Annotated in this window: 10 protein-coding genes and 2 pseudogenes; 6 read left to right on the top strand and 6 right to left on the bottom strand. The window is 49.9% G+C overall.

Going from position 1 to position 12,829, the window contains the following annotated elements:
* Window positions 1–41: 41 nt before the first annotated feature.
* From AYY16_RS03670 to prpR, 4 genes and pseudogenes are all read right to left on the bottom strand, one after another.
* Entirely contained in the window at window positions 42–1,052 is a 1,011-nt protein-coding gene (locus AYY16_RS03670; RefSeq protein ID WP_223861150.1) for a hypothetical protein, read from the bottom strand.
* A 17-nt stretch (window positions 1,053–1,069) separates the two neighbouring features.
* On the bottom strand, window positions 1,070–2,158 hold the full coding sequence (gene ada / locus AYY16_RS03665; RefSeq protein ID WP_067362210.1) for a bifunctional DNA-binding transcriptional regulator/O6-methylguanine-DNA methyltransferase Ada: 1,089 nt from the start codon (window positions 2,156–2,158) through the stop codon (window positions 1,070–1,072).
* A 12-nt stretch (window positions 2,159–2,170) separates the two neighbouring features.
* Window positions 2,171–2,805 (bottom strand): annotated as a pseudogene (gene alkB, locus AYY16_RS03660) (DNA oxidative demethylase AlkB).
* A 158-nt stretch (window positions 2,806–2,963) separates the two neighbouring features.
* Window positions 2,964–4,575 (bottom strand): annotated as a pseudogene (gene prpR, locus AYY16_RS03655) (propionate catabolism operon regulatory protein PrpR).
* Window positions 4,576–4,887: 312 nt separating this feature from the next.
* Here prpR and prpB point away from each other — a divergent pair.
* From prpB to AYY16_RS03625, 6 genes are all read left to right on the top strand, one after another.
* A complete protein-coding gene (gene prpB, locus AYY16_RS03650) occupies window positions 4,888–5,772 on the top strand; it encodes a methylisocitrate lyase (RefSeq protein ID WP_067362207.1) in 885 nt (294 codons plus the stop codon).
* A 139-nt stretch (window positions 5,773–5,911) separates the two neighbouring features.
* A complete protein-coding gene (prpC, locus tag AYY16_RS03645; RefSeq protein ID WP_067362204.1) occupies window positions 5,912–7,075 on the top strand; it encodes a bifunctional 2-methylcitrate synthase/citrate synthase in 1,164 nt (387 codons plus the stop codon).
* Between the two features lie 26 nt (window positions 7,076–7,101).
* On the top strand, window positions 7,102–8,553 hold the full coding sequence (locus tag AYY16_RS03640) for a bifunctional 2-methylcitrate dehydratase/aconitate hydratase (protein ID WP_067362200.1): 1,452 nt from the start codon (window positions 7,102–7,104) through the stop codon (window positions 8,551–8,553).
* A 503-nt stretch (window positions 8,554–9,056) separates the two neighbouring features.
* Window positions 9,057–9,806 (top strand): bifunctional NADP-dependent 3-hydroxy acid dehydrogenase/3-hydroxypropionate dehydrogenase YdfG, encoded by a 750-nt coding sequence (ydfG, locus tag AYY16_RS03635; RefSeq protein WP_067362197.1) that lies wholly within the window; start codon window positions 9,057–9,059, stop codon window positions 9,804–9,806.
* Window positions 9,807–9,975: 169 nt separating this feature from the next.
* Window positions 9,976–10,341, top strand: coding sequence for a DUF1283 family protein (locus AYY16_RS03630; RefSeq protein WP_067362194.1), 366 nt, complete (start codon window positions 9,976–9,978; stop codon window positions 10,339–10,341).
* A 20-nt stretch (window positions 10,342–10,361) separates the two neighbouring features.
* Window positions 10,362–10,595 (top strand): DUF1161 domain-containing protein, encoded by a 234-nt coding sequence (locus AYY16_RS03625; RefSeq protein ID WP_067362191.1) that lies wholly within the window; start codon window positions 10,362–10,364, stop codon window positions 10,593–10,595.
* Window positions 10,596–10,701: 106 nt separating this feature from the next.
* Here AYY16_RS03625 and bioD read toward each other — a convergent pair whose 3' ends face one another.
* Both bioD and mlc read right to left on the bottom strand, forming a co-directional pair.
* Window positions 10,702–11,391, bottom strand: coding sequence for a dethiobiotin synthase (bioD, locus tag AYY16_RS03620; protein ID WP_067362188.1), 690 nt, complete (start codon window positions 11,389–11,391; stop codon window positions 10,702–10,704).
* A gap of 175 nt (window positions 11,392–11,566) precedes the next feature.
* On the bottom strand, window positions 11,567–12,766 hold the full coding sequence (gene mlc / locus AYY16_RS03615; RefSeq protein ID WP_067362186.1) for a sugar metabolism global transcriptional regulator Mlc: 1,200 nt from the start codon (window positions 12,764–12,766) through the stop codon (window positions 11,567–11,569).
* Window positions 12,767–12,829: the final 63 nt, after the last annotated feature.

The following is a 12,829-nucleotide window of genomic DNA, read 5'->3' as shown; positions in this document are numbered from 1 at the left end:
AGTAAGGCGGATATCTTTCGGTATCCGCTTTTTCTTTTCTCTTATTTTTTGGTCAGACCATCTGCTTTCAGCCAGCCTTCCGTTATTTTTCCATTCGCCGGATGAATATAACGCCCGTGTAAAAATCCCTGATACGGCTGTTTGCGATCAACCCAGACGGCATCATCCAACACAACAAGGGTCTGATCTTCCGCTTTGCAGCCTTTATCCGGTGCATCATAAAAGCGAAGCTGTTTTTGTGTGACGATATATTTGTGCGATGCCGGTTCACTGTTACGCAGTTCTTTTTCATAGGCTTTTTCCGCCTTTTTTGTGACGGCGTCACAAAGGTCATCCTGTGGTTCAAGGCGGTTTACATTGATCCAGCCTTGCGCATTGCCGTAGCCCACCAGCAACCAGCCCTCTTTCTCACCTTTCACCGGGGTTGTCGCCCTGAATCCGTTTACCTGAAGCACATCACCGGGCACCACAAAAGCATTATCATCACGACACTGTGATGTGGGTGCGGCATGAAAATAAGCGCGCCCGGTACCTGTCACCCGCCATTTCGGGGATTGCGCAATAAACGCCTCAAGGCGCAGCGTACCAAGGATTTCCTGACACGCCTGCTCTTTTTTAAAGCACGATTGCACCCGTTGCCCTTGTACCGCACTAAAGGTCAGTGATACGGGGTGATCTTCATCCGGCCCTGTCGCCTGCAATGTGTTCTCTTTTATATTGTAGGTCACCCAACCGAGCTTACCGGCACCGGGGCTGTCCGCCGACGGTGTCTGCCGGGTATCCGATAACTGAATGGCAAGTTCATTGTTATCACGCTTTTCAATATCAATACTCAGTTTGTCTGATGTCACCTTTTCCGCACGGATAAGGTCATGATTACTGCCCGCAATCAGTTTTGTCAGCTCATAGCCACAATCAAATAACGGACCGGCGCTTGCGGCAGATACGGTACCGTCTTCTTCATTTTCCGTTTTCTCTTGCGCCGCAGTGGCGGAAAACGGCAGTACGGCGAGACATAAATTCAGCCACAAAATGGTCTGACTAAAACGCATTTATAATCCTTATACTTTTATTGCAGAGATTCCTGTTGCAGGGCTTCCCGCTGTAACAGGCATTTTTTCCGATCAATTCCCCAGCGATACCCGGCAAGTTCCCCGCTGGTGCGCACCACGCGGTGACACGGAATAGCCACCGCCAGACAGTTTGCCGCACACGCGCCCGCAACAGCCCGAACCGCGTTCGGGGAGCCTATCCGTTGCGCAATATCACGGTAACTGACAGTCGTGCCGACCGGGATAGTTTGCAGCGCCTGCCAGACACGGCGCTGAAAAGCAGTGCCACGGATATCCAGCGGTAATTCAAACCCCGCAGACGGCGCTTCCACAAAACCGACTACCCGCGCAACAACCTGCTCAAATTGCGCATCTCCGCCGACAAGTTCGGCATTCGGGAATTGATCCTGTAAATTTTGCAGCAGTGTTTCCGCATCATCACCCAGCAAAATAGCACAAATTCCCTTTTCGCTTTGTGCAACGAGAATATCGCCCAGCGCGCATATACCGAGAGCAAAGTAGATAAGCGCCCCTTTGCCGCCTGCGCGCCAGCTTTTCGGTGTCATCCCCAGCAGTGTATCTGATATTTCATAAAACCGACTGCCGGAACTGAAGCCAGATTCAGCAATTGCGCCGGTAATTGTCGTCTGTTTTGTCAGTTGGTCACGTAACCGTTCACCCCGGAAAGCCCGTGCATACGCCGCCGGTGTCACCCCGGTGTGTGTTTTAAACAAACGGTGAAAATGAAACTGACTGATCCCGGCGGATTTCGCCAGTTCTGCCAGTGATGGTAAGACGCCCCCGTCGCTGATACAGGCTTCCAGTTCGCGACAAGCCCCGGCAATCAGTTGCGCATGGCGCTGTATCATGACATCACCACGGCGCTGACGCCGCTTTCCGGCACGGTAACCCCGCGCTTCAGCATCAGCGGGGGTAGCAAAAAATTCAGTATTTTCCCGTTTCGGCAGGCGCACCACCGTAGACGGAAATCCCCATGTTTGGGTGGTTCTGACAGCATAAACAAAATGTGCATCTGCCGTTTTGTCCCGGGCAATCAGCGCCGCCCAGCAATCGTCATCTGATGGTCGTTGTATCTCTGTTTTCATCCTGAACTTCCGTTATCGCGTACAGCGAAAAGTAAGATTAAACCGCCGGGCACCCGCAAGCGGATGAACCCCGTTTTTTACCGGACGGACAGCGTGATAGTTCAGCCGGGAACGACCGCCCCACACCAGCACATCGCCATGCTCAAGCGCAAAGGTTTTCAGCGGGTCGTGCCGCTGCATTCCGCCGAACTGAAATTGCACAGGTAACCCGAGCGAAAACGAGACAATCGGCTGGCGGCGATCAGGTTCATCTCTGTCCTGATGCAATGACATTCCCGCGCCGGGACGTAACAGTTAATCAGGCAACTGTCCGGGGTAAACCCGTAAAAACCGGCACGTTCCGCCGCATTTTGTGCAAGAGACAGAAACAGATCCGGCATGGATGGCCACGGATTGCCGGTCAGCGGATCAGTCGCAGTATAACGGTAACCTTTTGCATCTGAAATCCAGCCCTGTGCGCCGCAACTGCTCATCGCCGCTGACATCGGGTATCCGCCCGGTGTCACCATATGACGAAACGGAGAGATAGCCGTGATCGCAGTAATATCCGCCAGCAGCACAGTATCTTCATCACTGAGAAACCCTTTGAATAAACAGGCATCCGGCGCAATATTGAGTGGTTCATCGTGCGCAAAAAGATCTGACATTGTGTCCTGTTCCCTCTGTCCTTCCGGTGGTATACCCTTATTCATTCAAACTGCAGGTTCGTTGGCTGCATCCTGAATGACGTTGGGTACAACAGTATTGCCTGCCACAGGCGGGCAAACACTCCGGCTCTTGCTTTTCAATTCGGATATACTCAACGTCATGATGCAGCGCGCTCCTGTTTTAAACGCCGCCACAAGGTTGTCCGGCTGATCCCCAGCCAGTCAGCCGCCGCCTGCCGGTCACCACGGAAACGGACAATGGCCTCTGCCGCCGTTGCAGTTATCGCAGGCTCTGCTGTAACAGGAAATATGTCAGCGGGTTGCCGCTCAGCACGGCGTTCCGGTGATAACTGCATTAATAATGATTCAGTAATTATTTTGTCAGGATACGCACTGCAATACAGTGCCACCCGCTCCATCAGATTGCGCAACTCACGGGCATTGCCCGGCCAGCGGTACTGATAGAAAAAGGGGCTGTATGCCAGAATTTGTTGCAGATGCCCGCGATGCAGGGGCAAATCCAGTTCAGCAAAGGCAAGTTTGAGCAGTTTTTCCGCTAACAATAAAATATCGGCGTCCCGCTCACGCAGTGCCGGTAATTGCAGACGCAACACACCAAGACGATAAAAAAAGATCAGCGCGGAAGCGCCCTTCCGTTACCCACCGGTCAAGGTCGCCGTGAGTAGCGCAAATAACCCGCACATCCACCGTAATAGGTTTATATCCGCCGATACGCACTATTGCGCGGTCTTCCAGCACCCGCAGCAGGCGGGTCTGAAGTGACAAAGGCATTTCGCCGATTTCATCGAGGAACAAGGTGCCGCCGTCTGCGGCTTCAAATAGCCCGGCACGGCCGCCCCGGCGTGAGCCGGTAAATGCGCCCTCTTCATAACCAAATAATTCAGCTTCCAGCAGACTTTCCGGAATTGCCCCGCAGTTAACCGCAACAAACGGCGCACTGCGCTTTGTGCGTTTATGGGTACGGAACAAGGTATATTCATGGTGAATGGCTTGTGCCGCCATTTCTTTGCCGGTGCCGCTTTCGCCCTGGATCATCACCGTTGCTTTTGAACGGGCAAACAGTGTGATTGTCTCGCGGACCTGTTCCATGACCCCGGATGTACCCAGAATATCATTAATGGTATGACGAATACTCAGCGAGCCGGCAACCGGCAGCGGGAAGCTTTGTGGCTGGTGGCGGATCCGCGTTAATTCTATTGCGTCCGTGAATGCCCGGCGGACAGCATCATTAGAATAAATGAAAATACCGGTCATTCCGCACTCAGCCGCAATATCTGTAATCAGCCCGGCACCCACCACAACGGTGATCCCCGCCGCTTTCAGTGCATGACACGCTGCGCGTGCATCTTCAGCAGTGATGTAACTGCGCTGCTCAATCTGCATCCCGAAACTCTGCGCCAGCGATTCCAGTGCCGGAAAGGTATCCCGGTAATAGACAAGACCAATGCGATCACTGATTTGACGCGCCTGAACCAGTGCCTGCATCACATCAAACCCGCCGGGAGCGGCGATAATCACCGGCACCGGTAAATGCTGCTTCAGATATGCACCATTTGATCCGGCACTGACAATCACATCACAGCTCTGCGTTTTCAGCCGCTCGCGGATGGCATCAACCGCCGCATCAAATCCGAGGTTGATAGCACTGATAGTGGCGCGGGCGCTGAATTCCGGGCTGATATCGCGAAACTGGGTAAACAGGCGGGAGATGGAAACAGTCCAGATCACCGGTTTGTCGCTTTGCGTCATCAGTCTGCTCCTGTTTCAGATGTTTCATTCGTTTCAAGTGTTTCATATGTTTCACTTTGGTTTCATGAAACATGATAACCCAGGCAATGAAACATAAATAGCACCATCATCACAAATCACTAACATCCCGCTTGTCAGACAGAATCATCAACTTCTATAGTGGATGCCGTAATATCCGGATAAACAAGCCGGTATTTGTGATGTGCGTCCCGTTTTAGTTCGTTTTAGCTTAATACCAGGCTGGTTGGCACAGTGATTGCTTTATAACAACCAGGTATCAAATGAGTATCAAACTAATAACAAGGTGAATATATGGCTCTTAACTTCGCAGGACGCGCATTTCGTGATGCCGTAAAGTCTGAATCCCCGTTGCAGCTGGTCGGTGCTATCAATGCCAACCATGCTTTGCTGGCTAAACGTGCGGGCTATAAAGCAATTTATCTCTCCGGCGGCGGTGTTGCCGCAGGCTCCCTGGGTATCCCGGATCTGGGTATTTCCACACTGGATGATGTGCTGACAGATGTCCGCCGTATCACCGATGTGTGTGATTTACCGCTGCTGGTGGATGCAGATATTGGTTTTGGTCCGTCAGCATTTAATGTGGTACGCACTGTGAAATCCCTGATCAAAGCCGGTGCCGCCGGTATGCATATTGAAGATCAGGTTGGCGCAAAGCGTTGTGGTCACCGCCCGAACAAAGAAATCGTCTCAAAACAGGAAATGGTTGATCGCATTAAAGCGGCAGTTGATGCACGTACAGATGAAAACTTTGTAGTAATGGCGCGGACTGATGCTCTTGCGGTGGAAGGTCTGGATGCCGCCATGGATCGTGCTCAGGCGTATATTGATGCCGGTGCTGATATGTTATTCCCCGAAGCTATCACTGAGCTGGATATGTACCGCCTGTTCACCAAAAATATCAACGCACCGGTGCTTGCCAATATTACTGAATTCGGTCAGACGCCGCTGTTTACCCTGGATGAACTGCGCAGTGTGAATATCGCTATCGCCCTGTATCCGCTTACCGCGTTCCGTGCCATGAATAAAGCGGCTGAGAATGTGTATAACACGCTGCGTCGTGAAGGCACTCAGCAAAATCTGCTGTCACAGATGCAGACCCGTGATGAATTATACCAAAGCATCGGTTACTACGATTATGAAGACAAGCTCGACGCTCTGTTTTCACAGAAAAAGTAACACCTGAATCTTACCCGATACTACGCGAAGCAGGTTGTCTGACTATACCCAACGTCATTCAGAATGCAGGCAGGCTGACCGAAGCCCAGACCCTGCAGTTTGAATGAATAGGGGTACATAATAATAAGGAATACCCGTAATGACTAAGCAACTCAGCAAATCTGAACCTACACCGAAGAAAGGTAAAAAATCCGTCGCGCTTTCCGGCGTCGCTGCCGGAAATACCGCACTCTGTACTGTGGGGATCAACGGGAACGACCTGCACTACCGCGGATATGACATCCTGGACTTAGCCACACAATGTGATTTTGAAGAAGTCGCTCATCTTCTGATCCACGAAAAATTGCCGAATGCCGCTGAACTGTCGGCGTATAAAGTCAAACTGAAATCTCTGCGCGGTCTGCCGCACAGTGTGAAAAAAGCACTGGAAGCGCTGCCTGCATCTGCGCATCCGATGGATGTTCTGCGCACAGGCGTATCTATTATGGGTTGTGTTCTGCCTGAAAAAGAAGGGCATCCGTTATCCGGCGCGCGTGATATTGCCGATCGCCTGCTCTCTTCCCTGACCTCAATGCTGCTGTACTGGTATCACTATGCGTTCAATGACCGCCGCATTGATACCGAAACAGACGAAGAAACCGCTGGCGGGCATTTCCTGCGCCTGCTGCATGGTAAAACCCCGTCTGCTGAGTGGGTTCGCTACATGAACTCCTCATTTGTTCTCTATGCCGAGCACGAATTTAATGCCTCGACGTTTGCTGCGCGGGTCATTGCCGGAACCGGTACCGATTTTTATTCGGCGATCACCGGTGCTATCGCTGCTCTGCGCGGACCGAAACACGGCGGCGCAAATGAAGTATCCCTGGAAATTCAGAAACGCTACAGCTCACCGGATGAAGCGCAGGACGATATTATTGCCCGCCTTTCCCGCAATGAAGTGGTGATGGGTTTCGGACACCCGGTGTATACCATCGCTGACCCGCGTCATCAGGTGATCAAAGCTATTTCCCGTGAGTTATCAGAAGAAGCCAAAGATTTCCGCTTATTTAATATCGCCGACCGCATTGAATCTGTGATGTCACAGCACAAGAAAATGTTCCCGAATCTGGACTGGTTCTCTGCGGTTGCTTATCACCAGATGGGTGTTCCGACCGCGATGTTTACCCCGATTTTTGTTATTGCCCGCTCCGCAGGCTGGGCGGCACACATTATTGAACAGCGTCTGGATAATAAAATCATTCGTCCTTCCGCCAATTACACCGGCCCGGAAAACCAGACTTTTGTCCCGTTGAATGCGCGTTAATTATTGAATAATAAGGAATACAGACTATGTCAGCATCCGTTACCCCACGGCACCAAGAGTACGATCAGGTTATTCAGGACATTACTGACTATGTGCTGAAGATGGACATCAGCAGTGAGCGGGCTTATGACACCGCGTATTATTGTTTTCTGGACACCCTCGGCTGTGGTATGGAAGCCCTGGAATATCCGGCGTGCAAAAAAATGCTCGGTCCTGTCGTTCCGGGAACGATTGTTCCGAACGGCGCAAAAGTGCCGGGTACACAGTTTCAGTTAGATCCGATCCAGGCCGCCTTTAATATCGGTGCCATGATCCGCTGGCTCGATTTTAACGATACCTGGCTGGCAGCCGAATGGGGTCATCCTTCCGATAACCTCGGCGGTATTTTAGCGGTGGCCGATTGGTTATCACGCGAAGCACTGGCAAAAGGTAAAGCTCCGCTGCCACTGAAACGCGTACTGACTGCGATGATCAAAGCACATGAAATTCAGGGCTGCCTGGCGCTTGAAAATGCGTTTAATAAAGTCGGTCTTGACCACGTCGTGCTGGTAAAAGTCGCATCCACCGCGGTTGTCGGCGAGATGCTGGGGCTGGATCGCGAACAATTGCTGAGTGCGGTGTCTCATGCATGGGTGGATGGTCAGTCTCTGCGCACCTATCGTCATGCACCGAATACAGGCTCCCGTAAATCCTGGGCTGCCGGTGATGCAACATCCCGCGCAGTGCGTCTGGCGCTTCTGGCACAAAAAGGTGAGATGGGTTATCCGACTGTACTGACCGCGAAAACCTGGGGTTTCTATGATGTGCTGTTCGACGGCAAACCGTTTAAATTCCAGCGCGATTATGGCTCGTATGTAATGGAAAACGTACTGTTTAAAATTTCGTTCCCTGCCGAATTCCATTCACAGACCGCTGTTGAAGCTGCAATGACGCTGCATCACACGCTGGCAAAAGCCGGTAAAACAGCAGATGATATTGAAAAAGTCACTATCCGCACGCATGAAGCCTGTATCCGTATCATTGATAAACACGGGCCCCTGAATAACCCGGCTGATCGTGACCACTGTATTCAGTATATGGTTGCTGTTCCGCTGATTTTCGGTCGCCTGACCGCGTCAGATTATGAAGATAATATTGCCGCCGATACCCGTATCGATGCCCTGCGCGCGCGCATTCATTGTGAGGAAGATACGGCATTCACCAAGGACTATCATAATCCTGAAAAACGCTCTATCGCCAACGCCCTGACCATCACCCTGAAAGACGGTACTGTGCTGGATGAAGTGGTGGTGGAATACCCGGTCGGACACGCCCGCCGCCGTGAAGAAGGCATTCCGTTATTACTGGAAAAATTCCGTATTAATCTGGCGCGCCAGTTCCCGGAAGCACAGCAGAAACGTATTCTGAATGCTGCCCGCGACCGTAAAACGCTGGAATCACTGTCCGTCAGTGAGTTTATGGACTTGTTTGTAATCTGACAGTAGTTTCCAATCTGCCCGGCAACGCAGAAAAACAGAGCGGATATCCTCACCGGTATCCGTTTTTATTTATACCCTTATTCATTCAAACTGCAGGTTCGTTGGCTGCACTCAACCAGCCGGGTCACATACTCATGTATGCTCCCCGTCTGTTTTCCCTTGCCGCCTTCCTGCAACTTGAATGACGTTGGGTATACATCCTTATTCATTCAAACCACAGGTTCGTTGGCTGCACTCAACCAGCCGGGTCACATACTAATGTATGCTCTCCGTCTGTTTTCCCTTGCCGCCTTCCTGCATCTTGAATGACGTTGGGTATATATCTTTATTCATTCAAACCACAGATTCGTTGAATATGCATCGTAATAATTGAAAAGCGGAACCTGTGACGCGCTTTCAAAAGTTTATCCGCGTTACACTGCACACTATTAACTATCTGCATTATATCGCTGTGGACGTGTTATTTTTTCCGGGAAATCCCGCTGACAGAATCGGAGTAAGTCATGATTGTTTTAATTACAGGCGCAACCGCAGGTTTCGGTGAGGCATTTGCACGCAAATTTATTGATAACGGCCACACTGTAATCGGTACAGGACGCCGTCTTGAGCGCCTGGCAAAATTACAGAAAGAGTTAGGTGATCGCTTCTATCCGCTGGCGCTGGATATGATGGATCGTCCGGCGGTTGATAATGTGATTGCCGCCCTGCCTGAATCACTGCGTGAAATTGATGTACTGGTGAATAATGCAGGTCTGGCGCTTGGTATGGAAACTGCTGATAAAGCTGACCCTGCGGAATGGGATGTGGTTGTCGATACCAACATCAAAGGGTTGCTGCACATGACCCGTGCGATACTGCCGGGCATGGTGGAAAGAAATCGTGGCCATATCATTAATTTAGGATCAACTGCCGGTTCCTGGCCTTACATGGGCGGTAATGTTTATTGCGGTTCAAAAGCCTTTGTAAAACAGTTCAGCCTGGCACTGCGCGCGGACTTGTTCGGCAAAAAAATCCGTGTGACCGATATTGAACCGGGCATGGTCGGCGGAACTGAATTCTCCGGAATTCGCTATCGTGGTGATGAAGAAAAAGCCGATAACACCTATAAAAATGCCGATCCGCTGATGCCGGATGATATTGCGGAAGCCGTTTACTGGGTGGCAACATTACCGGCACATGTCAATATCAATACCATGGAAATGATGCCGGTTTGTCAGTCCTTTGCCGGACTGAATGTTCACCGTGAAGGCTGAAAACCACAGTAAAATATAAACTTACCTCATTTATTTCAGGTAATTTTCTTAAATTACCTGAAATTACGCACGAAATGCTTTTTCTTTTGTTGGTGCTCAAATACACTTCGGTATAATGCATAAGATCAGAACGAAATTTGCAGGATTGAACTTTGAGGAAAACACGATAATGACTAAATCCATACTCACAAAGTGGTTTATCGCAACCGCCTTCGCTGCGCCCTTCTTTTTTGCAGCACAGGCAAACGCGGTTACTGCAAATTGCAGTCCGGGCAGCACATGTGTCGTCAGTGGTGGTGATACCGCGCTGGAGAAAGAAAGAGCGCGCCAGGAAAAAGAACGGTGGGATGATACCCGCTCCCTGCGCCAGAAAGTGAACCGCCGTGCGGAAAAAGAGTTTGATAAAGTTGATCGTGCTATTGATGTCGAAGATGCCTGCTTAAAAAGTTCCGTCGTCACTGCGTATTGGGAACCTAATACACAAAGATGTCTTGATGCAAATACAGGACGTGAAGTTACTTCAGGTTGGAAGTAGTAAACATTTAAGGAAAAATGATGAAAAAACTGATTGCGGTTAGTACGGTACTTTTTGCGCTTGTCCCTGCAATGGCACAAGCTTCCTGTGAAAGTGTCACGGAAGAAATTTCGCAAAAAATCATCAGTAATGGTGTGCCTGCTGACGGCTTTACCTTAACCGTGGTGCCTGCGGAAAGCGCAGCACAGGCTGAAGGTCAGGTTGTGGGTAACTGTGACAATGAAACGCAGAATATTATCTATCTTCGCAAATAATTCGTAAATAACATTACGCAGTCAATACTCCGTAATGTAGTTAATGAATGACAGAAAGGGCTATTATTCATAGCCCTTTTCTTTTATTTATCATCAGTCTGATAACTCAGGAAGCGACCAATTCTTTGCCCCAGAGCATCTCAATTTTTTCAGCATTCAGATAATGCGATAACTCGCGCTCTTCCGGACGCAGTAAATACGGGATCTCGCCCAGAAGCGGAGCCGGCAGATGTTTCAGTAAACGATCCATCACCTGCGCGTAATGGGATAGCCCCGGGTTAATCCGGTTTGCAATCCAGCCGATAATTTCCAGGCCATCATGTTTAATTGCTTCAGCGGTTAATAATGCATGATTCACACATCCGGACTGGATCCCGACCACCAGAATCACCGGCAGTTTCTCTTTTTTCACCCAGTCAGATAAAAATGTTTCGTTATTCAGTAAATAACGCCATCCGCCGTTCCCTTCCACCACAACCTGTTCCGCAACCCGGCTTAATTTTTCCAGCCCCGCTGATAATGCAGGAAATTGGATATCCGTCGTCGTCGGACCATAGTTATTTTCCAGCATGACAGGGTTAACATCCTGATAAGTAACATCAATACTGGATGTCTCATGCAGAACCATGGCATCGCGGTTACGTTTACCGTTAAGGGTATCATGGTATTCTGTTGCGATTGGTTTATACCCAACGACAGATTTACCCAGTCGGTTGATGGCTTGCATTAAAGCCCGCGTAGCGACAGTTTTGCCTATATTCGTATCTGTGCCGGTTATAAACAAGCGCCTTAACATAGATGTTTTTCCGTTATATCAAGAAGTGCGTATCAAAATTGATAACAGAACAAGTGTAAGGCATCAGATATCTGTCAAGTTTGCGCCAGCGCAATTTTTTGCGAAAATCCTGTTTTGATGAACAAATCCTTGCCATTAATTTGTTTTATGTCAAAGACCAACACTACAAAATTACTTATCCATTCATCAGTTTTATAAGTAAAGAACCGTTGTACAGCGCTTCTTTAACTAACGCCGCCCCCGGTAATGTACCGGAATTAATAAATTCACATGAAGTCATGGTGAATGTCCGGCTGAATCCGGGTAATGCGCACTGATCAATCCGCGCACGGATTGCCGGAAACAAAACAGACGATGCCGCGTTTAAAGGAGAGCCAATCAGGATCATTTCCGGATTAAATATATTGACCATCACCGCGGCGATATCGCCAATATGATGCCCGACCTCTTCAATAAGTGCGCATGCAGACGCATCGCCGTCCAGTGCCGCGCGACATAAAATGTCCGCTGTCGGCGGTTGACCGTCAGGACCGGTCAGGAACGCCGCGGCACGCTCCAGCACATGATGTATACCAACTTCGGTTTCCAGACACCCCTGATTGCCGCAATAGCAGGGTTTTCCCTGCGGATTAACCCGGGTATGCCCTATTTCCGCCGAGCTGTTACGCCGTGCATGCAATAACGAACCATCAGTGATAACCGCCGCACCGACATGTTCATCAATCACCAGTTGAATGCTGTTCCGGCACTCTTTCGACGCACCAAAAAAATATTCCGCCAACGACCAGGCGGAGATACCATGCTGAAGAAAAACCGGCATACCGGTATGCTGAAATAAGATATCCGCGATAGGTAATTCAGTAATATTATAATAAGGAAAATCGAGGATAATCCCTTTCGCCGGATCAACAACCGCATTGATGGTGATCGCAATAGCGGTCAGACGCCCTACTATCGCGTAGTTCCGGGCAAAAAAGGCATCAATTTCAGCCAGGAAAGGCGGAACAAAATCAGAACAAGCCGCCGGAAATCCGATAATTTCCTCTGCCAGAAGTTTTCCGCTCAGTTCCCTCAGCGCAAAAATAACCTCACCCCGGTTAATACGGACGCACAAAAAATGCCAGCCGCCACAATCTGTTTTCAGCCCTATGGCAGGACGACCACGAAACCCCAGCCCCGGAAATTCCGTTTCACGAACCAGATGCGCATCCATCAGTTCACGCGTAATTTTGGTGATACTCGCCGGGGCTAACTGCGCCTTTTTTGACAGGGAAATACGGGATATCGGACCCTGCTGGTCAATATAGCGATAAACAACCCCCATATTGGTTTGTTTGATATGGTCAATATGTCCGGGTTGTGTTGTCGATTTCACCAGTAATAATCCTGAGCAATGTACGGGCTGAAGTAGTCATTATCCGGGTAAACGCCGGGTTCG

It is taken from the genome of Morganella psychrotolerans (genome assembly GCF_001676155.1).
GTDB lineage: Bacteria > Pseudomonadota > Gammaproteobacteria > Enterobacterales > Enterobacteriaceae > Morganella > Morganella psychrotolerans.
Note: the sequence above shows the minus strand (reverse complement) of the source record. Positions and strands in the feature narration are given on the sequence as shown.

Excerpts from the sequence above, each read along its gene's own strand:
- AYY16_RS03630 (WP_067362194.1), top strand. The coding sequence starts at position 9,976 with ATGACTAAATCCATACTCACAAAGTGGTTTATCGCAACCGCCTTCGCT.
- ada (WP_067362210.1), bottom strand. The coding sequence starts at position 2,158 with ATGAAAACAGAGATACAACGACCATCAGATGACGATTGCTGGGCGGCG.
- prpB (WP_067362207.1), top strand. The coding sequence starts at position 4,888 with ATGGCTCTTAACTTCGCAGGACGCGCATTTCGTGATGCCGTAAAGTCT.
- AYY16_RS03625 (WP_067362191.1), top strand. The coding sequence starts at position 10,362 with ATGAAAAAACTGATTGCGGTTAGTACGGTACTTTTTGCGCTTGTCCCT.
- bioD (WP_067362188.1), bottom strand. The coding sequence starts at position 11,391 with ATGTTAAGGCGCTTGTTTATAACCGGCACAGATACGAATATAGGCAAA.
- AYY16_RS03670 (WP_223861150.1), bottom strand. The coding sequence starts at position 1,052 with ATGCGTTTTAGTCAGACCATTTTGTGGCTGAATTTATGTCTCGCCGTA.
- prpC (WP_067362204.1), top strand. The coding sequence starts at position 5,912 with ATGACTAAGCAACTCAGCAAATCTGAACCTACACCGAAGAAAGGTAAA.
- AYY16_RS03640 (WP_067362200.1), top strand. The coding sequence starts at position 7,102 with ATGTCAGCATCCGTTACCCCACGGCACCAAGAGTACGATCAGGTTATT.
- ydfG (WP_067362197.1), top strand. The coding sequence starts at position 9,057 with ATGATTGTTTTAATTACAGGCGCAACCGCAGGTTTCGGTGAGGCATTT.